At 70.6% G+C, this 22,247-nt stretch carries 21 protein-coding genes and 6 pseudogenes; 21 read left to right on the top strand and 6 right to left on the bottom strand.

Annotation, left to right across the window (positions count from 1 at the left end):
- The first annotated feature begins 6 nt into the window (after positions 1-6).
- Positions 7-1,221, top strand: a complete 1,215-nt coding sequence (locus tag AAF143_RS01290) for an ArnT family glycosyltransferase (RefSeq protein WP_414026409.1) — start codon at positions 7-9, stop codon at positions 1,219-1,221.
- Positions 1,212-1,856 carry a hypothetical protein gene (locus AAF143_RS01285; RefSeq protein WP_414026408.1) on the top strand — a complete coding sequence of 215 codons (645 nt, stop codon included), beginning with the start codon at positions 1,212-1,214 and terminating at the stop codon, positions 1,854-1,856. The genes AAF143_RS01290 and AAF143_RS01285 overlap by 10 nt, the downstream gene beginning before the upstream one ends.
- Here the strand turns inward: AAF143_RS01285 and AAF143_RS01280 are convergent.
- On the bottom strand, positions 1,850-2,245 hold the full coding sequence (locus AAF143_RS01280) for a DUF721 domain-containing protein (protein ID WP_414026872.1): 396 nt from the start codon (positions 2,243-2,245) through the stop codon (positions 1,850-1,852). The genes AAF143_RS01285 and AAF143_RS01280 overlap by 7 nt on opposite strands.
- 232 nt (positions 2,246-2,477) lie before the next feature.
- Here AAF143_RS01280 and AAF143_RS01275 point away from each other — a divergent pair, with 232 nt between their 5' ends.
- The 6 genes and pseudogenes from AAF143_RS01275 to AAF143_RS01250 all read left to right on the top strand — a co-directional run bounded on the left by AAF143_RS01275 (position 2,478) and on the right by AAF143_RS01250 (position 6,769).
- A complete protein-coding gene (locus AAF143_RS01275; RefSeq protein WP_255005175.1) occupies positions 2,478-3,254 on the top strand; it encodes a PspA/IM30 family protein in 777 nt (258 codons plus the stop codon).
- Between the two features lie 91 nt (positions 3,255-3,345).
- On the top strand, positions 3,346-3,666 hold the full coding sequence (locus tag AAF143_RS01270) for a thioredoxin family protein (protein WP_255005173.1): 321 nt from the start codon (positions 3,346-3,348) through the stop codon (positions 3,664-3,666).
- Positions 3,653-4,860: pseudogene (locus AAF143_RS01265) on the top strand (aminotransferase class I/II-fold pyridoxal phosphate-dependent enzyme). Before AAF143_RS01270 ends, AAF143_RS01265 begins: the two are co-directional and overlap by 14 nt.
- A gap of 16 nt (positions 4,861-4,876) precedes the next feature.
- The gene (locus tag AAF143_RS01260; RefSeq protein WP_414026407.1) at positions 4,877-5,215 is read left to right on the top strand and encodes a hypothetical protein; all 339 of its coding nucleotides are present in this window, start codon (positions 4,877-4,879) and stop codon (positions 5,213-5,215) included.
- Positions 5,101-5,904 (top strand): hypothetical protein, encoded by an 804-nt coding sequence (locus tag AAF143_RS01255; protein ID WP_414026871.1) that lies wholly within the window; start codon positions 5,101-5,103, stop codon positions 5,902-5,904. The genes AAF143_RS01260 and AAF143_RS01255 overlap by 115 nt, the downstream gene beginning before the upstream one ends.
- Entirely contained in the window at positions 5,870-6,769 is a 900-nt protein-coding gene (locus AAF143_RS01250) for a M23 family metallopeptidase (protein WP_414026870.1), read from the top strand. The genes AAF143_RS01255 and AAF143_RS01250 overlap by 35 nt, the downstream gene beginning before the upstream one ends.
- Before the next feature lie 9 nt (positions 6,770-6,778).
- On the opposite strand, the gene AAF143_RS01245 is transcribed toward AAF143_RS01250, so the two are convergent.
- Positions 6,779-7,453: an ABC transporter ATP-binding protein gene (locus AAF143_RS01245; protein WP_255005162.1), complete on the bottom strand. Its 675-nt coding sequence runs from the start codon at positions 7,451-7,453 to the stop codon at positions 6,779-6,781.
- Between the two features lie 7 nt (positions 7,454-7,460).
- A pseudogene (locus tag AAF143_RS01240) lies at positions 7,461-9,018 on the bottom strand (NAD(P)H-quinone oxidoreductase subunit N).
- 110 nt (positions 9,019-9,128) lie between these two features.
- Here AAF143_RS01240 and topA point away from each other — a divergent pair.
- The 6 genes and pseudogenes from topA (at position 9,129) to AAF143_RS01210 (ending at position 15,317) form a co-directional block, all read left to right on the top strand.
- A pseudogene (topA, locus tag AAF143_RS01235) lies at positions 9,129-11,892 on the top strand (type I DNA topoisomerase).
- Positions 11,889-12,473: a hypothetical protein gene (locus tag AAF143_RS01230; RefSeq protein ID WP_255005156.1), complete on the top strand. Its 585-nt coding sequence runs from the start codon at positions 11,889-11,891 to the stop codon at positions 12,471-12,473. The pseudogene topA and the gene AAF143_RS01230 overlap by 4 nt, the downstream one beginning before the upstream one ends.
- 10 nt (positions 12,474-12,483) lie before the next feature.
- Positions 12,484-13,137: a DUF2232 domain-containing protein gene (locus AAF143_RS01225; RefSeq protein ID WP_255005155.1), complete on the top strand. Its 654-nt coding sequence runs from the start codon at positions 12,484-12,486 to the stop codon at positions 13,135-13,137.
- A 5-nt stretch (positions 13,138-13,142) separates the two neighbouring features.
- Positions 13,143-14,276 carry a nicotinate mononucleotide-dependent phosphoribosyltransferase CobT gene (gene cobT / locus AAF143_RS01220; protein WP_255005153.1) on the top strand — a complete coding sequence of 378 codons (1,134 nt, stop codon included), beginning with the start codon at positions 13,143-13,145 and terminating at the stop codon, positions 14,274-14,276.
- Between the two features lie 10 nt (positions 14,277-14,286).
- Positions 14,287-14,478: a hypothetical protein gene (locus AAF143_RS01215; protein ID WP_414026406.1), complete on the top strand. Its 192-nt coding sequence runs from the start codon at positions 14,287-14,289 to the stop codon at positions 14,476-14,478.
- Positions 14,475-15,317: a hypothetical protein gene (locus AAF143_RS01210; protein WP_414026405.1), complete on the top strand. Its 843-nt coding sequence runs from the start codon at positions 14,475-14,477 to the stop codon at positions 15,315-15,317. Before AAF143_RS01215 ends, AAF143_RS01210 begins: the two co-directional genes overlap by 4 nt.
- Before the next feature lie 29 nt (positions 15,318-15,346).
- Here the strand turns inward: AAF143_RS01210 and AAF143_RS01205 are convergent.
- Positions 15,347-16,407: pseudogene (locus AAF143_RS01205) on the bottom strand (aldo/keto reductase).
- 25 nt (positions 16,408-16,432) lie between these two features.
- Positions 16,433-17,002: pseudogene (locus AAF143_RS01200) on the bottom strand (bifunctional nuclease family protein).
- A gap of 52 nt (positions 17,003-17,054) precedes the next feature.
- Here AAF143_RS01200 and AAF143_RS01195 point away from each other — a divergent pair.
- Positions 17,055-17,720, top strand: coding sequence for a riboflavin synthase (locus AAF143_RS01195; protein WP_255005150.1), 666 nt, complete (start codon positions 17,055-17,057; stop codon positions 17,718-17,720).
- Between the two features lie 35 nt (positions 17,721-17,755).
- The gene (locus AAF143_RS01190) at positions 17,756-18,448 is read left to right on the top strand and encodes an HdeD family acid-resistance protein (RefSeq protein ID WP_414026404.1); all 693 of its coding nucleotides are present in this window, start codon (positions 17,756-17,758) and stop codon (positions 18,446-18,448) included.
- On the opposite strand, the gene AAF143_RS01185 is transcribed toward AAF143_RS01190, so the two are convergent.
- Positions 18,427-18,804, bottom strand: a complete 378-nt coding sequence (locus tag AAF143_RS01185; RefSeq protein ID WP_255005145.1) for an AbrB family transcriptional regulator — start codon at positions 18,802-18,804, stop codon at positions 18,427-18,429. The two genes, AAF143_RS01190 and AAF143_RS01185, sit on opposite strands and share 22 nt — an antisense overlap.
- Positions 18,805-19,203: 399 nt before the next feature.
- Here AAF143_RS01185 and AAF143_RS01180 point away from each other — a divergent pair, with 399 nt between their 5' ends.
- The 5 genes and pseudogenes from AAF143_RS01180 (at position 19,204) to AAF143_RS01160 (ending at position 22,150) form a co-directional block, all read left to right on the top strand.
- Complete coding sequence (locus AAF143_RS01180; RefSeq protein WP_414026403.1) at positions 19,204-19,626, top strand: COX15/CtaA family protein; 423 nt, start codon at positions 19,204-19,206, stop codon at positions 19,624-19,626.
- Positions 19,601-19,909, top strand: coding sequence for a hypothetical protein (locus AAF143_RS01175; RefSeq protein ID WP_414026402.1), 309 nt, complete (start codon positions 19,601-19,603; stop codon positions 19,907-19,909). Before AAF143_RS01180 ends, AAF143_RS01175 begins: the two co-directional genes overlap by 26 nt.
- A gap of 5 nt (positions 19,910-19,914) precedes the next feature.
- Positions 19,915-20,115 carry a hypothetical protein gene (locus AAF143_RS01170; RefSeq protein ID WP_414026401.1) on the top strand — a complete coding sequence of 67 codons (201 nt, stop codon included), beginning with the start codon at positions 19,915-19,917 and terminating at the stop codon, positions 20,113-20,115.
- Between the two features lie 150 nt (positions 20,116-20,265).
- A complete protein-coding gene (locus AAF143_RS01165; protein WP_414026400.1) occupies positions 20,266-21,111 on the top strand; it encodes a heme o synthase in 846 nt (281 codons plus the stop codon).
- A gap of 33 nt (positions 21,112-21,144) precedes the next feature.
- Positions 21,145-22,150 (top strand): annotated as a pseudogene (locus AAF143_RS01160) (ATP-binding cassette domain-containing protein).
- Positions 22,151-22,247: the final 97 nt, after the last annotated feature.

Raw genomic sequence — 22,247 nt, 5'->3', positions numbered from 1 at the left:
AGCGGCGTGGTTCTGGGCCTCACCGTGGCGCTGGGGGTGCTGCTGTTCCTGCGGGGGCTGGGCGAATCGGGCCTGGTGGATGAGACCCCGCCCCTGTTTGCCGCCGCTGCCCGGGCCATGGCCGAGACGGGCGACTGGCTGACCCCCGCCGTCAACGGCCTGCCCCGCTACGACAAGCCGCCACTGGTCTATTGGGCGATGGCCCTGGGCTACCTGCTGCCCGGCCAGCCGCACTGGAACCCCCTGGGCACCTGGGCCGCCAACCTGCCCACGGCCCTGGCGTCGATCGCCGTGATGGTGGCCCTGGCCTTCACCCTGCTGCGCTGGCCCCAGCCGGCCGGATCGTCAGGGCGGCCCCCGCGCTGGCCGGCGCTGACGGCCCTGGCGGCGCCCCTGGCCTTCGCCCTTTCGCCCCTGGTGATCCTCTGGGGGCGCATCGGCGTCAGCGATGGTCTGTTCACCGCCGGCGTCGCCCTCACCCTGCTGCTGTTCTGGCAGGCCCACGCCGACCCACGCCGCCCCAGGTGGGCCCCCTGGCCGCTGCTGGGGCTGGCGGTGCTGGCCAAGGGGCCGGTGGCGCTGCTCCTGGTGGGTCTCACCCTGCTGGTCTTCGGCCTGCACCAGGGCAACCTTGGCGTCCTGGTGGGGCGGTTTCGCCCCCTGCGGGGCCTGGCGATCACCGCCCTGGTGGCGGTGCCCTGGTTCGCCGCTGAGCTGGTGGTGGAAGGCAAGCCTTTCTGGGACAGCTTTTTCGGGTACCACAACCTGCAGCGGTTCAGCTCGGTGGTGAACCAGCACCTGCAGCCCTGGTGGTACTTCGGCCCGGTGCTGGTGGTGGCCAGCCTGCCGTTCACGCCCCTGCTGCTGCTGGGCCTGGGGCGTGCCCTGGGGCGCCCCCGAGGTGCGGGCCGGCAGGCCAACAGCCTTCCTGCGACCAGCCCTCCTGCCACCAGCCTTGGGGCTTTTGCCGCCTGCTGGCTGCTCGTGGTGCTGGCCTTCTTCACGGTCTCGGCCACGAAGCTGCCCAGCTACTGGCTGCCGGCCACCCCGGCCGCAGCCCTGCTGGTCGCCCTGGCGGCCCAGGGCGCCGATCAGCCGGCTCCCCCTTGGCCTTCAAGGCCGGTGCCGGATCGGCCCCTGGCCTGGGCCCAGGGCCTGACCCTGCTGCTGGGGGCCCTACTGGCCGCTGCCCTCTGGGCCTCCCCCGCTGGGTGCCGCTGATCAACGATCCGGAGATGCCCACCCTGCCCGCTGAGCTGCTGGCCAGTGGACTGGTGCTGCGGGCGGCCTTCTGTTTCTCTCTGCTGGTGGTGGTGGGCCTGGTGCTCTGGCGCTGGCCCCTGCGGCCCCCGGGCTGGCTGCTGGCCGTGCAGCTGCCGCTGGTGCTGTTCCAGGCCGTGGCGGTGTTGCCGATGTGGAGCCTGGGGGATGGGGTGCGCCAGCGGCCGGTGCGCCAGATCGCTTCTGAGCTGGTGCGCCAGCGACGGCCGAGTGAATCGGTGGCGATGGTCGGGATCCTGAAGCCGTCGCTGCACTACTACAGCCGCCGGGTCGTGCTCTACGAGGGCCGCCTGCCGGCGGATCTGGTCAACCTCAACGACCGGCTGTTGAACGAACGCCGCCATGGCCAGGCCCCCGCCCGCCTTGATGAGGCGCCCACGGTGCTGGTGGTGATCGACGACACCACCTCCCAGGAGCCCTATTGGCAGGGGTTGGGGGCCGAGGAACTGGCCCACATTGGCCTCTACAAGCTCTGGCGCCTGGACCGCCGCCGCCTGGACGAGCGGGCCCGGGGGCTGATCAACCGGGGCCAGGCCCGGATCCAGTGGCGGGATCCCCGGCCGGAGCGCTACTGAGATTCGCCCAAGGGCTCCTGGGGCTGGCGCCGGCAGAAGCTGCAGTGCCCCCAGCGCTGGATTTCACCGCCAGGGGAGGGGCGGCCGCAGTCGGGGCAGGTGCCCATGCCATGCACATCCACGCGGCTGGGATGGACGGCCCAGGTGGCCGCCTCCGCCTCGGCGCCGGGGGTGAAGGGGGCGGCGGGCTGGATCTGTTGGAAGCGCAGGTCGCGCACCGTGAAGCCCGCCCCGCGCAGGGCCCCCAGCAGCTGATGTCGGTTGTAGCGAAGCCCCTGCAGCCACTGGGGGTGGCTGGCTCCCACCGTGAGCAGACCGCCGCGGAAGCTGGTGGGGCGGCAGTGGGGCGCCAACTGCGGGCCGGCGATGCGTGGCCAGGCCTGCCACAGGGCCGCCAGGCTTCCTTCCCGTTGCCACTCCTGCTGGAGACGCGCCAGGCAGTCGCCGAGGGCTGCGGCGGGGGCGCGGCGCCGCCATCAGCAGCGACAGGTTGCCGATGCGGCGGGTCTGCTCGGGGCGGGCGCGGGCCATGGCACAAGGCTAGGTGCGGGCATCCGGCCCTGGCCGGACTGTTTTGACCGGGCGCTGCCGCTAGCCTCCGGATCGCTCCCACTTTGATTCATGGGCTTCTTCGATCGGTTGAGCCGTCTGCTGCGCGCCAACCTCAACGACCTGGTGAGCAAGGCTGAGGACCCCGGGAAGATCCTGGATCAATCGGTGGCCGACATGCAGGCCGACCTGGTGAAGCTGCGCACGGCCGTGGCCACCGCCATCGCCAGCCAGAAGCGCATCCAGAACCAGGCCGAGCAGGCGGAGTCCCAGTCGAAAACCTGGTACGAACGGGCCGAGCTGGCGCTCAAGAAAGGTGAAGAGGATCTGGCCCGCGAAGCGCTCAGTCGCCGCAAGACCTACCAGGACACCGCCACCGCCCTGAACGCCCAGCTCAATGGCCAGGCCGGCCAGGTGGAGACGCTCAAGAAAAGCCTTCTGGCCCTCGAGGGCAAGATCGCCGAGGCCAAGACCAAAAAAGACATGCTCAAGGCCCGCTCCCAGGCCGCCCAGGCCCAGGAGCAGCTCCAGAGCGCCGTCAGCGGGCTGGGCACCAATTCCGCCATGGCCGCCTTCGAGCAGATGGAGGAGAAGGTGCTGCAGCAGGAGGCCCGCAGCCAGGCGGCCGCCGAGCTGGCCGGCGCCGATCTGGAAAGCCAGTTCGCCTCCCTCGAGGGCGGCAGCGACGTGGACGACGAACTGGCCGCCCTCAAGAATCGGCTCGAGGGCGGTGCGGCGGCCATCCCCCTGCTGGCCGCCGATGCTCCGCTGCCCAAGCTGGAGCCCGCCAAGGCAGCCCAGGTGGATGCGGAGCTCGAAGACCTCAAGCGCTCGATCGACAAGCTCTGATCGCCCCATCCGAGCGGCGAGCCTGGGCCTGAGCATCGGCTCGGTCCAGGACCACGCGTCCATACAATCGGCCCAGCTTCCGTTCGCCGCCGTGGCCGTCGCCGAGTTCAACGATGCCAATTTCCAGGCCGCCGTGCTCGATCAGCCCGGTGCGGTGCTCGTGGATGTCTGGGCCTCCTGGTGCGGCCCCTGCCTCCTGATGGCGCCGCTCATGGACTGGGCCGCCACCGCCTACGCGGCAACGTTGAGCGTCGGCAAGCTGGAATCCGATGCCAATCCCTTTAGCCGCGATGGCCAGAAGGTGCAGGGGCTGCCCACGTTGATCCTCTACCGGGGAGGCGTCGAGCTGGCACGCCACGAGGGGGCCATGGCCCAACCCCAGCTGCAGGCGTTCCTGGATGCACACCTCTGAGCGGCTGAGGCGTCTGGGCAGCGGCGTCTTCGCCCGCAACGACCAGCGCAAGGCTGCCTACGTCGATCGGCTGCGTGCGGGGCCCGTGGGCGGCAGGCCCCTGGCGCCGTTGCTGGATCTTTCCCTCGGCTCCACCGACCTCCAGCCCCCGCCCGGGGCGATCGCCGCCATCGCTGAAGCCCTGCGGCAGCCCGTCAGTTCCAGCTACTGCCTGCACGCCGCCACCGGTCCCTTCAGGGAGGCCGTGGCCGCCTGGGCCCACAGGCGTTTCGACGTGGCGGTGGATGCGGAGCGGGAGGTGCTGCTGCTGGTGGGCTCCCAGGAGGGCACCGCCCACCTGCCCCTGGCGGTGCTCAATCCAGGCGATTCAGCCCTGCTGCTGGATCCCTATTACCCCTCCCACCTGGGTGGCCTGCATCTCGCCTCGGCCGAGCCCCGTTTCCTGCGGCTGCGGCCGGAGCAGGGCTGGTGCCCGGATTTCGACCAACTGCCCGCCAGCGCCTGGGATCAGCTCAAGCTGATGGTGCTGGGCTTTCCCCACAACCCCACGGCCACCGTGGGCCAGCAGGCCTGGGTGGATGAGGCGGCGGAACGGGCGGTGCGCCATGGGCTGGTCTTCGCCCACGACAACCCCTACGTCGACCTGGTGCTCGAGGGGAGGCCCCGGCGCTGCTGCGCAGCCCGCTCTGGCGCCAGTGCGGGATCGAATTCTTCTCCTTCTCCAAGGGCTGGTGCCTGGGGGGCTACCGGATGGCCTTCGCCATCGGCGCCGAAGCGCTGATCACGGCCCTGCGCCAGGTGAAGGCTGTGGTGGACTTCAACCAATCGCTGGCGCTTCAGGCCGGGGCGATCGCCGCCCTGGAGCAGGCTCCCGACTGGCCGGCCCAGCTGCTTGTCACCTATCGCCAACGGCGTGAGGCAATGGCGAAGGCCCTGGAGCGTCACGGCTGGCCGGTGCAATGGCCCCAGATGGCGCTCTACCTCTGGTTGGAGCTGCCACCGGCGGCTAGGGCCGCCGGCCTTGATTCCGAACGCTTCTGCGGCCAGCTGCTGGAGGCCACCGGCGTGGCCCTCACCCCTGGCAATGGCTTCGGGGCCCAGGGTGAGGGCTGGCAGCGGCTGGCGCTGGTGCATCCTGCGGCGGAGCTGGAGGCTGGCGCCGAGCGCATCGGCGCCTGGCTCTCGAGTCTGTGACTGAGTTGGCGAGCCCTTGATCGGGCGCATCGCCGCCGCACGCCTCCGGGTGCTGGGGAGGGCAGGCCCAGGCCTTCCCTGGCGACTGCAATGGCGAGCCGTCTGCGCCAGCACCGAATCAGAGCTGGAGCGCTGGTTGCTGGCCGGGGCTGACGCACCTCTGGCGGTGCTGGCGGGCCATCAGCGCTTTGGCCATGGTCAGCAGGGGCGGCCCTGGCAGGCCCCGTCCGGGGGGTCTGGATCAGCGCCGCCCTGCCCTGGCCACCCCAGGTTGACGGCACGGCGGCCCTGGGGCTGGCGGTGGCGGTGGGGTTGGCGTTGCAGCTCGAAGCGCTCGGCCTGGAGCCGCGCCTGAAGTGGCCCAACGACCTACTGGTGCAGGGCGCCAAGGTGGCTGGTCTGTTGCCACGGCTGCGTCGCCGCGGGGAGCGGATCCGCTGGGCCCAGGTGGGTCTGGGTCTCAATGGGCACAATCCCGTGCCGCCGGGGGGCTGGCCCTGGCCCGTGCCCTGGGCCGCCGCCGCCTCGATACCGCTGCGCTCTCTGCCCGGGCGTTGCTGGCCCTGGAGTGGGCCGCCGCCCATGCCCTGGCCCCTGAACGGGTGCGGCGGGAGGCGGAGGGTCGCCTGCTGCTGCCCGAGGCTCCCGTGCCGTTCGAGGGGGAGCTGTGGCGGGCCACCGGCCTGGCGAGCGACGGGGCCCTGGAGCTGGCCCTCGGTCCGCGGCGGGCCCAGCTGCGGCGCTGTTTCTAAGCTGCCCGGATCCGTTGGCCGTCCAGCCTTTGCCCCGCGCGCGCTCCCTGGTCCTGTTCGCCCTGGCTGCCGTCGCGCCCCTCGCTGGCTTGCCCCTGGCCTGGGCCCAGCAAGATCCGAGCGCCCCGGGGCCTGCGGCAGCCGCTCCTTCGGAGAGCCCAGGCCCCCTGCTGCCTCCCCCTGCTGCCGCCCCTGCCACCCCAGCGGGCCCCCGTTTCCGGCGCCGTGCAGGAGCCGCTGCGCCCCAACACCGGCCAGTGGTCTGGGGCGGAGACGGCCCCCGCCGCTTTGATCAATCGCTGGATGAGCTGGTGCGCGAGGGGGTGGTGACCCCGAGCGAGCGCGCCCAGCTCCGCCAGGGTTCGATCCAGGTGCCGATCGATGTGCCCGCCCACCAGCAGGCCTGCCGCAGCGGCGCCCTTTCCGAGCAGGAATGCCGTTCGGGGCTGGCGATTCGCTGGCGCAGCCGCAATGGTGAGACAGGACTGGCCGGGGCCGGTGGGCTGGAGCGGATCGGTCCCGATGGGATGCCCCTGCCTCAGATCACCGTGCCGGTGTCCGCTCTGCTCGCGGGCAGCGGTGGCAGCTTCAACCTGGCCCAGGTGTTCGGGGTCACGCCCCGGCCAGCGCCGCTGATCGGCAACGGCAACCGCCTGTTGCTGTTTCCGATCATCGGATCCGCCCTCACCACCAGCAACTTCGGCTGGCGCCTGCATCCGGTGCTGGGCAGCTGGCTGATGCATGCCGGCCGTGACCTGGCGGCCCCGGAGGGCACCCCCGTGGTGGCGGCCCTCAGCGGAAGGGTGGTGAGCAGCGGCCTGGCCGGGGGCTATGGCATCGCCGTGGAGCTGGAGCACCAGCGCCCCACCCGCCGCACCCTCTACGGCCATCTCTCGGAGATCTACGTCAAGGAGGGGGACTGGGTGCGCCAGGGGGACGTGATCGCCCGGGTGGGCAGCACCGGGCTGAGCACCGGTCCCCACCTGCACTTCGAGCTGCGCCTGCCCCAGGACGGCGGCTGGGTGGCGGTGGATCCGGGCGAACTCGACCCCGGCAAGGGTTCCGCCGGCAGCGATGCGATCGCCCTGCTGATGGGGCAGTTGCTGCAGACTCTGGAGCGGCCCAGGGCCGCCGCGCCCCAGGCCAAGGCGGGTTGAGCCCGGGCCTCAGCCGGCGATGCGGCCGTCCCGGAAGTGGACGATGCGCTGGGCCCGGGCCGCCACATCGTCTTCGTGGGTGACGATCACCACGGTGATTCCCTGGTCATGGAGCTCGTCAAGGATTCCCAGCACCTCGGCCGTGGTGCGCGAATCGAGGGCGCCGGTGGGTTCATCCGCCAGCAGCATCGCCGGATGGTTGATCATCGCCCGGGCGATCGCCACCCGCTGCTGCTGGCCGCCGGAGAGCTGGTTGGGCTTGTTCTGCAGGCGCGCCCCCAATCCGACGCGCTCGAGGGCTTCTTTGGCCCTCTGGGCCCGTTGCTCGGGTTCCACGCCGGCGTAGATCATCGGCAACATCACATTTTCGAGGGCGCTCATGTGGGCCAGCAGATGGAACTGCTGGAAGACGAAGCCCAGTTCCCTGTTGCGCAGCGCCGCCAGTTCGTCGTCGTCGAGTTCATTGACGGCGATGCCGTTGAGGCGGTAGCTGCCGCTGCTGGGACGATCCAGGCAGCCCAGGATGTTCATCGCCGTGGATTTTCCCGAGCCGGAGGTGCCCATCACCGCCAGGTAATCACCGCGCCCCACGCTCAGGCTGAGGTCGTCAAGGGCATGAACTTCGGTGTCACCCTGCCCGTAAACCTTGCTGACGTGGATCAGCTCAGCGACCGCTTCACTCAAGGGATCCTCAACCGGTGGCGACCGAGAGGCCTGAGGCAATCGCCCGTTGCAGCATCGGCGTGCCGGCGACCGTGGCGCTGGCCCAGTTGAAGAGTGGATTCGAGAGCACCCCGCCCACGGCGGTGATCAGCACGCAGGCCACCAGCGCTGTGCGCAGGGAGGGCATGCCGGCCACCGACCAAGTGATTTCGGGATAGGCCTTGACGGCGTCGGACGCTTCCTGGGGCTCCTTCCACCACCATCATCTTGATCACGGAGATGTAGTAATAAATCGACACCACCGAGGTGATCAGGCCCACCACCACCAGCAGGTACTGGTGGTCGGCCCAGCCGGCGAAGAAGAGATAGATCTTGCCGAAGAAGCCCAGCATCGGCGGAATCCCTCCGAGCGAGAGCAGGCAGAGGCTGAGGCCCAGGGTGATCAGCGGATCTTTCTGATACAGGCCGGCGTAGTCGGAGATGCGATCGCTGCCGGTGCGCAGCGAGAACAGAATGATGCAGGCGAAGGCCCCCAGGTTCATGAACAGGTAGGCCGCCATGTAGAGCACCATGGCCGAGAAGCCCTCTTCGGTGCCGCACACCAGGCCGATCATCACGAAGCCCGCCTGGCCGATGGAGCTGTAGGCCAGCATCCGTTTCATCGAGGTCTGGGCCAGGGCGACCACGTTGCCCAGGGTCATGCTCAGGATCGCCAGCACGGTGAACAGCAGCTTCCACTGGGTTTCAAAGCTGTCGAAGCAGCCCACCAGCAGGCGCAGGGCCAGGGCGAAGCCCGCCGCTTTCGAGCCCACCGAAAGGAAGGCCACCACAGGAGTGGGGGAGCCTTCGTAGACGTCCGGGGTCCACTGGTGGAACGGAACAGCGGCGATCTTGAACGCCACCGTGGCCAGCACGAACACCAGGGCCAGGGCGGTGACGGGGGTTTCGCTGGTCTTGAGGGCCAGGGCCACCGCATCGAGACCGGTGGCGCCGCCGGTGAGCCCGTAGAGCAGCGAGGCGCCGTAGAGGAACACGGCCGCCGCCGCCGAGCCCACCAGCAGATATTTCAGGGCCGCCTCTGAGGAGCGGGCATCCCGCTTCATGTAGCCCGACAGCAGGTAGCTGGAGACCGAGAGAGTTTCCAGGGAAATGAAGATGCTGATCAGATCCGTGGATCCGCAGAGGAACATCGCTCCGAGGGTGGCGGCCAGCAGGATCGCGGCGTACTCCCCCACCGGCGTGCCGCTGCTTTCCACGTAGCGCCAGCTGATCAGCAGCGACAGCAGGGTGGAGCCGGCCACCACGGCACGGAAGGCCACAGCGAGGTTGTCGGCCAGGAACGAGCCGAGGAACGAGGGCTCCAGGGGGGCATTCCACTGCAGTGCCAGCAGCACCAGGGAGGCGACCAGGCCGGCGTAGCAGATCGGGGGCACCCACTGGCTGGCCACCCGTTCTCCGGCCAGGTCCACCAGCAGACAGCCCACCAGGGCGAACAGCACAGCCACTTCCGGAGCGATCGCCCCAGCGTTCAGCTGCAAGCTGGTGATCGTCGGGGCCACATCGGCGAGGGCACCAATCAGCGTCATGTCAGCGGAAATGGGGGGCCGGTGGTGCGGACTGTAGTCGTCATGGAACGCCCATGTCGCCATCGCGGGCCGGCGGTGCGATAAAGAGGGAGCCGGTTTTTCGCCTGCCTGTGGCGCACACCCTGGTCATCGTCGAGAGCCCCACGAAGGCCCGCACCATCCGTGGATTCCTTCCCAAGGACTTCAAGGTGGAGGCTTCGATGGGCCATGTGCGCGACCTGCCCAACAACGCCAGCGAGATTCCGGCCGCCTACAAGGGCGAGAAGTGGTCGAACCTGGGCGTCAACACCAGCAACGACTTCGAGCCCCTCTACGTGGTGCCGAAGGACAAGAAAAAAATCGTCAAGGAGCTCAAGGACGCCCTCAAGGGCGCCGATCGACTGCTGCTGGCGACGGACGAGGACCGGGAAGGGGAGAGCATCAGCTGGCACCTGCTGCAGCTGCTCAACCCCAAGGTGCCGGTCAAGCGCATGGTGTTCCACGAGATCACCAAGGAGGCGATCGCCAAGGCCCTTGACCAGACCCGCGAGCTGGACATGGAGTTGGTCCATGCGCAGGAGACCCGCCGCATCCTCGATCGCCTGGTGGGCTACACCCTTTCGCCCCTGCTCTGGAAGAAAGTGGCCTGGGGCCTCTCGGCCGGCCGGGTGCAGTCGGTGGCGGTGCGGCTGCTGGTGCAGCGGGAGCGGGCCCGGCGGGCCTTCCGCAGCGGCAGCTACTGGGACCTCAAGGCTCAGTTGGAGCAGGGGAGCGGCCGTTTCGAGGCCAAGCTCACCCATCTGTTGGGCGAGCGCATCGCCGGTGGCTCCGATTTCGATGAGACCACCGGCGCCCTCAAGGCCGGCAGCAAGGTGAAGCTGCTCAGTGAAGTCGAGGCCACGGCCCTGCGCGCGGCGGTGCAGGCGGGCGCCTGGCGGGTGGCGGAGGTGGAAGAGAAGCCCACCCTGCGCAAACCCGTGCCGCCCTTCACCACCAGCACCCTGCAGCAGGAGTCCAACCGCAAGTTGCGGCTCTCGGCCCGCGACACCATGCGCACCGCCCAGGGGCTCTACGAACGCGGCTTCATCACCTACATGCGCACCGACTCGGTGCACCTCTCGGAGCAGGCGATCAGCGCCGCCCGCAGCTGCGTGGCCGAGAAGTACGGCAAGGATTACCTCAGCCCGGCCCCGCGTCAGTTCTCCACCAAGAGCCGCAACGCCCAGGAGGCCCACGAGGCGATCCGCCCCTCGGGCGATCGCTTCCGCACCCCCAACGAGACCGGCCTCGAGGGCAAGGATCTATCGCTCTACGAGCTGATCTGGAAGCGCACCGTGGCCAGCCAGATGGCTGACGCCCGCCTGACCATGCTCAGCGTGGGACTGGAGGTGGCCGGCGCCAGTTTCCGGGCCTCCGGCAAGCGCATCGATTTCCCCGGCTTCTTCCGCGCCTACGTGGAAGGCAGTGACGATCCCGACGCCGCCCTCGAGGGCCAGGAGGTGCTGCTGCCCGCCCTGGCGGTGGGCGATTCCCCCGCCTGCCGGGGGTGGAGGCCCTGGGCCACCAGACCCAGCCCCCGGCCCGTTACAGCGAGGCGGCGCTGGTGAAGATGCTCGAAAAAGAGGGCATCGGCCGCCCCTCCACCTACGCCAGCATCATCGGCACGATCGTCGACCGGGGCTACGCCACCCTCGCCAATAACTCCCTCACCCCCAGCTTTACGGCGTTTGCCGTCACCGCCCTGCTGGAGGAGCATTTCCCGGATCTGGTGGACACCAGCTTCACGGCGCGGATGGAGACCACCCTCGATGAGATCTCCACCGGCAAGGAGCGCTGGCTGCCCTACCTGACCAAGTTCTTCAAGGGCGAGGGCGGCCTGGAAACCCAGGTGGCCCAGCGGGAGGGCGACATCGACCCCACCGCCTCACGCACGATTCAGCTGGAGGGGTTGCCCTGTGTGGTGCGCATCGGCCGCTTCGGCGCCTACCTGGAGGCCAAGCGTGTGGCCGAGGACGGCACCGAGGAACTGGTCAAGGCCACCCTGCCCCAGGAGGTCACCCCCGCCGATCTGGATGCCGACCATGCCGAGCAGATCCTGCGCCAGAAGACCGAGGGCCCCGAAAGCCTCGGCGAAGACCCCGAAACCGGCGAGCTGGTGTACCTGCTCTTCGGCCAGTACGGGCCCTACGTGCAGAAGGGCCAGGTCAGCGACGAGAACCCCAAGCCCAAGCGCGCCTCCCTGCCCAAGGGGGTCAAACCCGAGGACTTCAGCCTTGAGGATGCCCTCGGCTTGCTGCGACTGCCGCGCCTGCTGGGGGATCACCCTGAGGGCGGCAAGGTGCAGGCGGGCCTGGGCCGCTTCGGCCCCTATGTGGTGCACGACAAGGGCAAGGGGAGAAGGAGTTCCGCTCGCTCAAGGCCGAGGACGACGTGCTGAGCGTGGCTCTGGAGCGGGCGATCGAGCTGCTGGCCCAGCCCAAGCGCGGCCGCGGCGGCCGCACCGCCCTCAAGGACCTGGGCGCCCCCGAGGGCGACTCCGAAACCATCCAGGTGTTTGACGGCCCCTACGGCCTCTATGTCAAACAGGGCAAGGTGAACGCCTCGCTGCCGGAGGGCAAGGGCGCCGAGGAGATCACCCTGGCCGAGGCGATCGAGCTGCTGGCGGCCAAGGCGGCGACGGGCAAGGCCAGCAAAGCGGCCAGCCGCAAGGCGGCGGCAACGAAGTCGGCGGCAACCAAGTCGGCTGCAACCAAGGCGGCGAGCAAGCCCCGAGCGGCCTCCCGGTCGACCGCCACCAAGGCCGCCAGCCCGAAGGCCCCGGCGCTCCCCAAGGCGAGCCGCAGCGGCAAGCCCCGGGCCGGTGCGGTGCGCATCATCAAGGCCGCCAGCAGTTGAGCCGGCTCGGTCGTCCTGGTTCCTTCAGCCCCACCGGGCCCTGGGCCGGTTCGGCTCTGGGCCTGGCGGCCCTGCTTGCCCTCGGGGGCTGCGGCAGCACCACGATCGGCCGGCGGCTGTCCAGCAGCTTTGAGGCACCGCCGCCGGCGGTGCTCTCTGGTGCGGGCACCCCTGGCGCCACGGGAGCTTCGAGCTCGACGGCGGAACCTGCCACGACCCAGCCAGCGGCACCAGCAGAGGCCCAGCCGGCCAGCCCGTCAACCTCCCCGCCAGGCGCTGAGCCCAAGGCCGCCGGGGCCAAGCCTGCGCAGCCCCCGCTGTCCCCATCACCAACGGCTGCCCAGGCCCGTCCATCCGCGGCAAGGGGCGCCGCTCCCGTCCCCTATCGGGTCACGATCAAGCTGCCCGCTGCGGATCCCTCCGCCCCCGCCGAGGTGGTCACCGAGGCCCTGCGGGCCGCAGGCGTGCGCTTCGAGGTGGAGACGATCGAGCGCATCCGCTCCGGCCCAGCGGCCGCACCATCCGTCACTGCGGCCCCCGCCCCGTCACCCCTGGTGACCCCGGCTCCCCCGGCCCGCTGAGTTCGATCCGATGCCGCCCCCGCCGCGCAGCCTCAGCCGACGTCAGGCCCGCCAGCTGATGGAGACCGCCTACCTGGCCTCGGCCACGGCCCTGCTCTGGGTGGCGCTCTATTACCTGCCCGTGGGCGGCCCCCTGTTCCGGCTGGCCCTGCCCCTGCCCCTGGCGTTGCTGCTGCTGCGCAACGGCTGGCGCTGCGGCGCCGAGGGGGTGCTGGTGGCGCTGTTGCTGCTGGTGGCGCTGATGGGGCCGATCAGGGGGCCGCTGATGCTGTTCCCCTACGGCCTGCTGGCCCTGTGGCTGGGCTGGGGCTGGAGCCGCCGGCTCAGTTGGTGGCTCACCTGGGGCGTTGGAACGTTGATCGGCGCGCTGGGGTTTCTGGTGCGGGTGGCGGTGCTCTCGGTGCTGGTGGGGGAGAACCTCTGGGTGGTGATCACCAACGCCGCCGCCGGTCTGCTCGATCAGCTCGCCGGCCTGCTCAACCTCGGCGGTGGACCCGAACTGATCGCCGTGCAGCTGATGGCCCTGGGCCTGGTGCTGTTCCAGAACCTGATCTACGTGCTGGCCCTGCACGCCTTCGCCTACTGGATCTTTCCTCGCCTCCAAGCCCCCATCAGCGAGCCCCCCGAGCTGCTGCGCTCCCTGGTGGCCCTCGACCCGCTCTGAGTCCGGTGGGCCCACGGCAACTCTGCGGTGATCCCGTCCTGGGGGCGCAATGGTGCGCGCGGGTGGCGGCCCAGGCCCGCCGCGCCCGGGTGCTGCTGCTGCTGGCGGGTACCGACACGGCCGCCGTGGAGGGCATCTCCGCCGCCGGGGCCACCGCCGTCTCCCGTCGCCTCACCGCCGCCGCCGATGCGGAGCTGCTGCTGCTGGGGCCCCTGGCCCACCGCCCCCATGCCCTGCCGCCGCTGCCGGCGGGTGTCAGCCCGGCGTTGATCAGCCAGGTGGTTTGCGCGGGCCTGGAGCTCGAGCCCCTGGTGATCGACCTGGGGGCCCCGATCGCCCCCGCGGTGCCCCACGTGCGGTTGCTGCAGGCGCCCGCCCGTTGCCTGAGCACAGGCTCCGCTCTCGATCCCGCTCAGGTGCAGCGCCTGCTGGCCCTGGGCCGCCGCTGGGGCCGTCGGCCCTCGGCGGTTCCGCTGGTGCTGGCGGAGTGCGTGCCGGGGGGCACCAGCACGGCCCAGGCGCTGCTCACGGGCCTGGGCATCGCGGCGGCGGGGCTGGTGAGCGGCAGCCTCCGGGAGCCGGCCCACCGGCTCAAGGCGGAACTGGTGGAGCGGGGGCTGGGGGCCGCTGGTCTGGGTGGCCGCTCCGCTGCACGAGGCGGCGCGGTCGATCCGTTGGCGGTGGTGACCGCCGTGGGGGACGCCATGCAGGTGCTCGCGGCGGCCCTGGTGCTGGCGGCCGCGGAGCAGGGCCGCCCGGTGCTGCTGGCGGGCGGCAGCCAGATGGCCGCCGTGCTCGCCCTGGCGCTGGCCCTGGCGCCCGCCCACCAGCGCCAGCAGCTGGCTGGGCAGGTTGCCCTGGGCACCACGGCCTGGGTGGCCACAGAGCCCCAGAGCGATCTGGCCCTGTTGCTGGAGTGGATCGGACGGCGCTGGGGCGTGGCTCCCCTGGCCTTTGCCGCCGGCCTGCGCTTTGGCGCTTGCCGCAGCCGCGCCCTGCGCGACTACGAGGACGGCTACGTCAAGGAAGGGGTGGGGGCGGGCGGGCTGGCCCTGCTCTGGGAGCTGAGCGGCCGCAGCCCGCAGTCCCTGGCCGAGGCCTGTGATCGGGCCTGCGGGCAGCTCCTGGGCGGCACCTAGGGTCGGCCCCATGACCGCTCCGCCGCTCTCCCGCCGCCAGCTGCTGCGCCTCTCGGCCCTGGGCGCCGTGGGGCTGCTGGCGGGCTGCGCTGATGGCCGGTCCCCTCAGCTGCTCAGCTCCAGCGGCCAGTTCCCCGCCGCCTGGCTCAAGCGCCTGCCCTCCCCTGGCAGGCCCGGCGACTGGAGACGGCCGCCGCCGTGATCGGGGCGGCAACGCAGCCCCGCAGCGCCCTGTTGCAACTGGGGGATGGCTGGGCCCAGACCCTTGAGCCCGCCGCCCTGCAGGCCTTTGAGCCCGCGGCCGCCCTGGAGGGCCTGCTGAGCCAGGCCGAAGCGGTGAGCCGCCTGTTCCGCGTCGGCCCGCCCGTGGCGTTGCCCTGGGCCTTCGGCACCTGGCTGCTGCTGCTGCGCAGTCGACCGGATCTGGCCACGCAGCCCGACCGGGGCTGGGATCTGCTGCTGGATCCCTCGCTGAAGCAACAACTGGTGCTGCCCTCCAGCCCGCGCGTGGTGATCGAGCTGGCCCTGCGTCAGCTGGGTCTGGCCAGTGCCGAGGCCGGCGCCCTGGAGGATTCGCGCCTGCCCGCCCAGCTGGCACGGCTGCGGCGCCAGGCCCTGGCCTTTGATGAGCGCGATGGGCTGAACCTGCTGCTGGCTGGGAACGCCCAGGCGGCGGTGCTGCCCAGCCAGGTGGTGCTGCCGCTGCTGCGCCGTGATCTCCGCCTGGTGGCCCTGTTGCCCGAGAGCGGCTCCCCCTGTGGTGGAACCTGTTGCTGCGGCCGGCGGGGGAGCATCCCGCCCCCCCTGGAGTGGCTGCGGGAGAGTCGCTCACCTCCCCTGCTCGATCGCTTGCTCAGCGGCGGTTGGGTGCCGCCCCTGCCCCGGGAGCGCCTCGGGGCCTCCCTGGCCCTTTGGCCGAGGGAGCAGGCCCGTCTGCTCTACCCCGAGGCCGCCGTGCTGGAGCGTTGCAACAGCCTCGCTCCGCTCAGCCCCGCCGAGCGCCAGCGCTACCAGCGGCTCTGGGATCAGACGGCCGCCTGAGCCGCCTTCGGCTCCCCCTGGCTTATTCCTCAGCCCCAGAGCCGCCGCCGCGGGGCCTCTACTAGGCGGGCGTGGGTGTCGGCGAGCAGATCGGGGATGGCCAGCCCATGGGGGCAGCGGGGCAGGCAGTCGCCGCAGCGCTGGCAGGCACTGGCGTTGAGGGTTTCCCACCAGTGGCCGGCGCGGCCGATCAGGTTGTAGCGCTCGCGGGCGAAGGCCCCCATGCCGTGGCCCAGGGCCAGGTTGCGCAGCCGCAACAACTCGGGGATCGGCACCTCGTTGGGGCAGGGCAGGCAGGCCCGGCACTGGCCGCAGCGCTCCGCCCCCAGCCGCTCGGCGGCTCGCCGCTCCAGCTGCTCCAAAGCGGCCCTTTCGCTGGCCCCGAGGGGTTCTATGGCCCCCGCCAGGCGCTTCGCCCAGTCCAGATCGCCCGGTGCGGCGGCCCCCAGGCTCAAAGAACTGATCCCCTGGGCCAGCAGGAAGCGGTAGGCCAGCTCCAGGGGGTGATGGGGCTGGCAGTCGCCCACCAGCTCAGCGGGCGGGTCGTAGAGCCGACCGCCCTTGTCGGCGGGGGAGATGGCCAGCACCCCCAGGCCGGCGGCCAGGGCCGCCTGGGCCAGGGGCAGCCGCTGGGGGTCGAACAGATGCAGGTGCAGGCTGCAGAAGCCGAAGCGGCCGCTGGCCAGGGCCGCCTCGATCAGGTCGTTGTCGCCGTGGCTGCTGAAGCCCACCTGGCCCACCAGCCCTTCCCCCAGGGCCCAGCGCAGCAGCTCGGAGCCCTCACCGCCTAGGGCCCAGCCCAGGTGCTCCGGGAGGTTCAACCCATGGACCGCCAGGTTGTCGAGCCGCTTCACCCCCAGGCGCGCGAGGCAGTCGCGTAACTGGAGCTGGCCCTGCTCCAGGGGCACCCCCGGCAGCAGCTTGCTGGTGATCACCAGCGCTGGGCGCGGCACCGCCAGCAGGCGCAGGGCCTCCCCAGGAAGCCCTCGGCAGGGCCATAGGCGGGGGCCGTTTCCAGGTGGTTGATGCCGCAGGCCAGGGCGGCCGAGAGCACCGCCCGCATCTGCTCCAGGCCGTTCACCGCCCGCATGGTGCCGAGGGTGAACAGGGAGACATCAGGGCTGCCTGGGCCGAAGGGCCGGCGGGCCGCCAGGGCCTCGCTCACGCGGGGGTGTCGGTGTCCTGGTCCTGCTGGGCCCGCTTCAGGTTGCGCACCAGTTCGGCCGGGCTGACGCCCTCGAGGAAGCGACGGAAATCCTCCTGGTCCTCGGCGTCGGCGTCGGCATCGACGGGGATCGAGGCGTCGGCGACCACCTCCTCCAGCATCCAGATGCCGCTGCCGGTGCGCAGGGCCAGGGCAATGGCGTCACTGGGACGGGCATCCAGTTCAGTGGCGTCCCCTTCGGCGTCGGTGAGTTTGAGCACCGCCCGGAAGGTGTTGTCCTCAATGGCGTGGATGATCACCCGCTCGAGGGTGAGACCCCCAGGACCATCAGTTCGGCCATCAGGTCGTGGCTGAGGGGGCGGGGTGGCTTCTGGCCGCCAAGCCCCACCAGGATGTTCTGGGCCTGGGCCTGGTCGATCCAGATCGGCACCTGGCGCCGGCCGGATGGATCCCTCAGCAGCACGATCGGGCTGCGGCTCGCCGCATCGAGAGCGATTCCGGCGACGCCCATTTCGACCATGGTGCTGACGCATGGGCCTTCGACGATTATGGCCATCGGCGAGGGGTGGGAGATGTTCACCGGTCTCATTCAGGCGGTCGGACACCTGCGCCCCTGGGCGGCGGGGGTGGAGGTGCGCGAGGCCGCTGCCCTGGGGCCCCTGGCCCTGGGGGACAGCATCGCCGTCGACGGGGTCTGCCTGACGGTGGCCTCCCTGGTGAGCGATGGCTTCCGCGCCGACGTCAGCGAGGAGACCCTGGGACGCACCACCCTGGCCAGCAAGGCGCAGCGGGGGGCGGCCGTCAATCTGGAGCCGGCCCTGCGGTTGAGCGACCGGCTTGGTGGCCATCTGGTGAGCGGGCACGTGGATGGCCTAGGCACCGTGGCCGCGATCGAGCGTCAGCCGGCCTCCTGGCGCCTGGTGGTGCGCTGGCAGGACCCCGCCTATGGCCGCTACGTCTGCGAGAAGGCCAGCATCGCCATCGATGGCATCAGCCTGACCGTGGCCGGTTGCGACCCCACAGGGGCCGAATTCTGGATCGCGGTGATTCCCCACACCTGGACCTCCACCACGCTGCAGCACCTCCAGCAGGGGGATGCGGTGCATCTGGAGGCGGACCTGCTGGCCAAGTACACCGAACGGCTGTTGGCGGACAGCCGATCGGGACCCAGGCCCACCCGGCCCATGGCCGAGCCGCCCCTCGATCGCGGCTGGCTGGCCGAGCAGGGCTGGGGCTGAGTCCCCAGGGCTGAAGTTGGTTGGAAGCCGTTGCCGTGACTACGGTTCAGTCGGCAGCGATCTCCGCTCGCCTTCGCGACGTTCCCTTGAACCTCCCGGCCATGACCTCAGAGCGCTCCACAGCTTCCCTGCGCTCCCTGCGGGCCTTCACCGTGGCCGAGGGGATCTTGATGCTGGTGCTCGGGGTGCTGGCCCTGGTGTTTCCGGTGCTGGCCTCCTTCGGGGCCACGGTGTTGATTGCTGTGGTCTTCCTGGTGGCGGGCCTGGTGGGCTGGATCAACAACCTGGTGCGCTCCAGGCAGATCGGCCGCTGGATCAGCTTCTGGCGTCTGGTGGTCTCCACCCTGTTCTTGGTGGCCGGGATCTGGATCCTCACCAGCGCCGGTCAGGGGGTGGTGGGGGCGGCCCGGCAGGTGGCCACCCTGGCCCTGGCGGTGGGACTGGTGTTCCTGGTGGAAGGTCTGGTGGCGGTGGTGGTGGCCCTCACCAACACCCGCACCAAGGGTTGGGGCTGGGGGCTGCTCAACGGCCTGGTGACCGTGGGGCTGGGCCTGCTGATCGTGACCATGCACTTCGGCGGGCTGTTGCAGGTGCTGGGGGTGCTGGTGGGGATCAGCTTTCTGTTCAGCGGCCTCGATCTGCTGGTGTTCAGCTCCAGCTTCCACCTCCTGGTCCCGAACGAAGGGCCCCAGGGTGGCCCGTCGGCTCAGCCGATCGAACCCTCCTGATCAGCCGGAGCGCTGGATTCCTCCAGCGGCACCAGAGTGATCGAGCCGGTTTCGCGGTGGATCTCGATGCGGAACTCCTGGCCGGGTTGCAGGCCCAGGCGGCGGGTGTAGGCATTGCCGATCAGCAGATTGCCGTTGCCGTGCACCCGCGTGCGGAACTCCGCCTGGCGTCCCTTGGTGGGCCCGGCCTCGGCGGCGGGCACGCGGTAGCCCCTGGCTTCCACCAGGGCGCGATGGAAACTCTTCTTGAGCACCCGTCCACTGGGTCCCACGTAGCCACAGGCCCGGGCGATCTGCTCCTCGGGGCGGTTGCTCAGGGAGCGGGCCTTCTCCAGCAGAGCCTTCCCTTCCAGCATTGATTGGGAACTTTCAATGGATTGATTCTGCCCAGTTGGCTGCGGGGACTGCAAGAACGAAGGCCATGCCCTCACTGGTTTCGTCTCTGGGAACACCACCGAAGCGCCGATGACGCCCTCTCCTCTGTTCCCGCTCAGCCCAGGGGTGCGGGAGTTGAGCCGCCGCCAGCAGAGGCCCGTTCAGGCGCTCACAGGAGCTGCGGCGCTTCGCAGGGTTCCTGCCCCGAACATGTTGAGCCCGATGGGCTCAAGGGCTTCGTTGTGAGCGATTGCACATGATTGGCCGGCCAAAGCTGATGGGAAAGCCGCTGATCTCGGAGCCTCAGAAATCACCGCTACCGTGCCCGAACGGCGAAGGGGGAAAGGGTGAGCGCAGCGTTCCAGCGCCATGGCCCGACCATGGCGCGTTTGACCCTGCTCACGGCCCACCTGGTGGTGGCGCTGGTGGCGCTGGTGGCGATCGGAGGAGCCACCCGTGTCATGGAGGCGGGGCTCGCCTGCCCCGATTGGCCCCTTTGTTACGGCAGCCTTTTCCCCGGCAGCCGCCTCTCGCTGCAAGTCTTTCTGGAATGGTTCCACCGCCTCGATGCCTTCCTGGTGGGTGTGGCGCTGCTGGTGTTGTTCGGCTTCAGCCTCTGGCGCCGCAGGGAGCTGCCGGCCGCGCTTCCCTGGGGCGCTGGTCTGGCCCTGGCTCTGGTGGCCTTCCAGGGGGCTGGGCGCCCTCACGGTGCTCCAGTTGTTGCCCGCCGGGATCGTCACCGCCCACCTCGGCACTGCCCTGGTGCTGGTGGCCCTGGTGAGCGGCCTGCATCAGATCCTTGAGGCATCAGCCCAGGGCCTCAGGCCCCAGGGCGCGGGAGCGCCCCGCTGGTGGCCTGCCCTGGCGGTCGTCGCCACCACCTGTGTTCTGGCCCAGTGCCTGCTTGGGGGCGCCATGGCCAGCCAGTGGGCCGCCGGCCGCTGCCTGGCTGCCGGCGAGTCCTGCGGCTGGCTGCTGGCCCATCGCCAGGGGGCACCCCTGGCGGCAACGGCCGTGCTCGTTCTGGCCGGCGCCACGGCCCTGGCTCCCCCTGGCCCGGCCGGCCCCGGGGGCTGGCTTTGCTAGCCGCTGTGCTTGTCGCGCTTCAGATCGCCCTGGGTGTCTGGAGCCTGCGGCTGACCCTGGCCGTGCCCGCGGTCACCGTGCTCCATCAGCTCACGGCAGCCCTGCTGGTGGCGGTGCTGGCGGCCCTCAGCGTTCGCGGCGGGTTCCTTCCGATGCCCCTGGCGGACGATTCGGCCACCGCAGGCCTGGAGGTGTCCCGTGGTTAGCGCCGCCCCTCCGGCTCTGGTTCCCCCGGGCCCGCTGCCCCCCAGCCTGGAGCAGCCTGCGCCCGCGCGGACCCGACGGCCCCTGCCCCCCTGGCTGGAGATCGTCAAGCCGCGGCTGATCCCCCTGCTGCTGGCCACCACCTTGGGGGGATGGCCCTCTCCGATGGCTGGCCCCTGCCCGCGGGACGACTGGCCTGCACCCTGGCGGGTGGGGCCCTGGCCGCGGCCTCGGCGGGGGTGCTCAATTGCCTCTGGGAGGAAGGTCTTGATGGGCGTATGCAGCGCACCAGCGGCCGGGCCCTGCCCTCCGGCCGGCTCTCGTCTCGCTATGCCTTCGCCCTGGCGGTGACCCTGGCCCTGGCGGCGACGGGTCTGCTGCTGGCGGGGGTCAATGGCCTGGCCGCCGGCCTGTCGCTGCTGGGGCTCTGCAGTTACGTGCTGCTCTACACGGTGCTGCTCAAGCCGCGCACCCCCAGAACATCGTCATCGGCGGGGTGGCCGGCGCGATTCCCCCCTGGTGGGCTCGGCGGCGGCCACGGGAGCGCTGGGGTGGGGGGCTGGTGGCTGTTCAGCCTGGTGATGCTCTGGACCCCCGCCCATTTCTGGGCCCTGGCCCTGCTGCTCCGGGAGGACTACCGCTCCGTGGGTATTCCGATGCTGCCGGTGGTGGCCGGGCCGGTGCTCACCGTTCGGGCGATCGGCCACTACGCCCGCGCCACGGCGCTGTTCAGCCTGGCCGGAATCGTCGCCCTGCCGGCCGGGGGCCTGCTCTACGGGCTGCTGGTGCTGCCCTTCAATGCCCGGCTGCTGCAGCTGGTGGCTGATTTGCAGCGGGATCCCGATGATCCCAAGCGGGCCCGCAGGCTGTTCGCCTGGTCGATTCTCTACCTGTTCGGCATTTGCCTGCTGCTGCTGCTCTCCCGCCTGCCAGCGGCGGAGCTGTTCGGCCGCCAGGGGTCCGAACTCCTGCTGGGGGCGCTGCCCTTCTTACATTGATCCGATTGGACCGCTGAGCGCCAGGGAGTCGCCTTGATCGAGCTGCACAACCTCAGCAAGCGCTACGGATCGGTGGAGGCCCTGCGGGGGCTGTCGCTGAAGGTGCCCCAGGGCACCCTCTTCGGGCTCCTGGGTCCCAATGGCGCCGGCAAAACCACCGCCTTGCGCATCATCGCCACCCTGCTGGCTCCTGACGCCGGCACGGTGCGGGTGGGGGCCTTGATGCCCTGGTCGAACCCCGCGCCGTGCGCGAGCTGCTGGGTTATGTGGCCCAAGACGTGGCGATCGACAAAATTCTGACCGGACGGGAGCTTCTGGAGCTTCAAGGTGACCTCTACCACATGGTTTCAGCGGAGCGGGACCGGCGCATCGCTGAGCTGGTGGGGCTGCTGGCCATGGAGGGTTGGATCGACCGCCGCTGCGGCAGCTACTCCGGCGGGATGCGCCGCCGGCTCGATCTGGCCTGCGGTCTGCTGCACCGCCCGGCCTTACTGGTGCTGGATGAACCCACCGTCGGCCTCGACATCGAGAGCCGCTCGGCGATCTGGCAGGTGCTGCGCCAACTGCGGGACCAGGGCACCACGGTGCTGCTCAGCAGCCACTACCTCGAGGAGATCGATGCCCTGGCGGACCGGCTGGCGATCATCGAGGGGGGCAGGTGATCGCCGAAGGGGCCCCTGCGGAACTCAAGGCCGCCCTTGGCGGCGACCGGGTGACGCTGCGGGTGCGGGAATTCAGTGATGAGCAGGAGGCCCTGAAGCTGCAGGCCCTGGTGCGGGGCTGCCAGGGGGTGCGCCAGGTGGTGGTGAACCGGGCCCAGGGCTTCTCCCTCAACTTGGTGGTGGAGCACGACGGGGTGGTCGAAGCGCTCAGGCGCCAACTGCTGGAGGCCCACTGGCCCGTGTTCGCCTTGGCCCAGAGCCGCCCCAGCCTCGATGACGTCTACCTGCAGGCCACCGGCCGCACGCTCATGGATGCGGAGCTGGCGGTCGCCGGCAGCCGCGATCCCAAGGCGGAGCGCAAGCAGGCCATGCGCTGAACCGCCCGCTGACCCGTCCCGTTTCCCGGTCCCGTTGTCCAAAATTTCCTTCGCTGTCCGCCGATGACCAGCGCTCCCTCGCTTCTGGCCCCTCCCC

Origin of the sequence: Cyanobium sp. ATX-6F1 (assembly GCF_047395825.1) — a bacterium.
Taxonomy (GTDB): Bacteria; Cyanobacteriota; Cyanobacteriia; order PCC-6307; family Cyanobiaceae; genus ATX-6F1.
The sequence above is the reverse complement of the archived record's forward strand: the minus strand, read 5'-3'. Positions and strand labels throughout refer to the sequence as shown.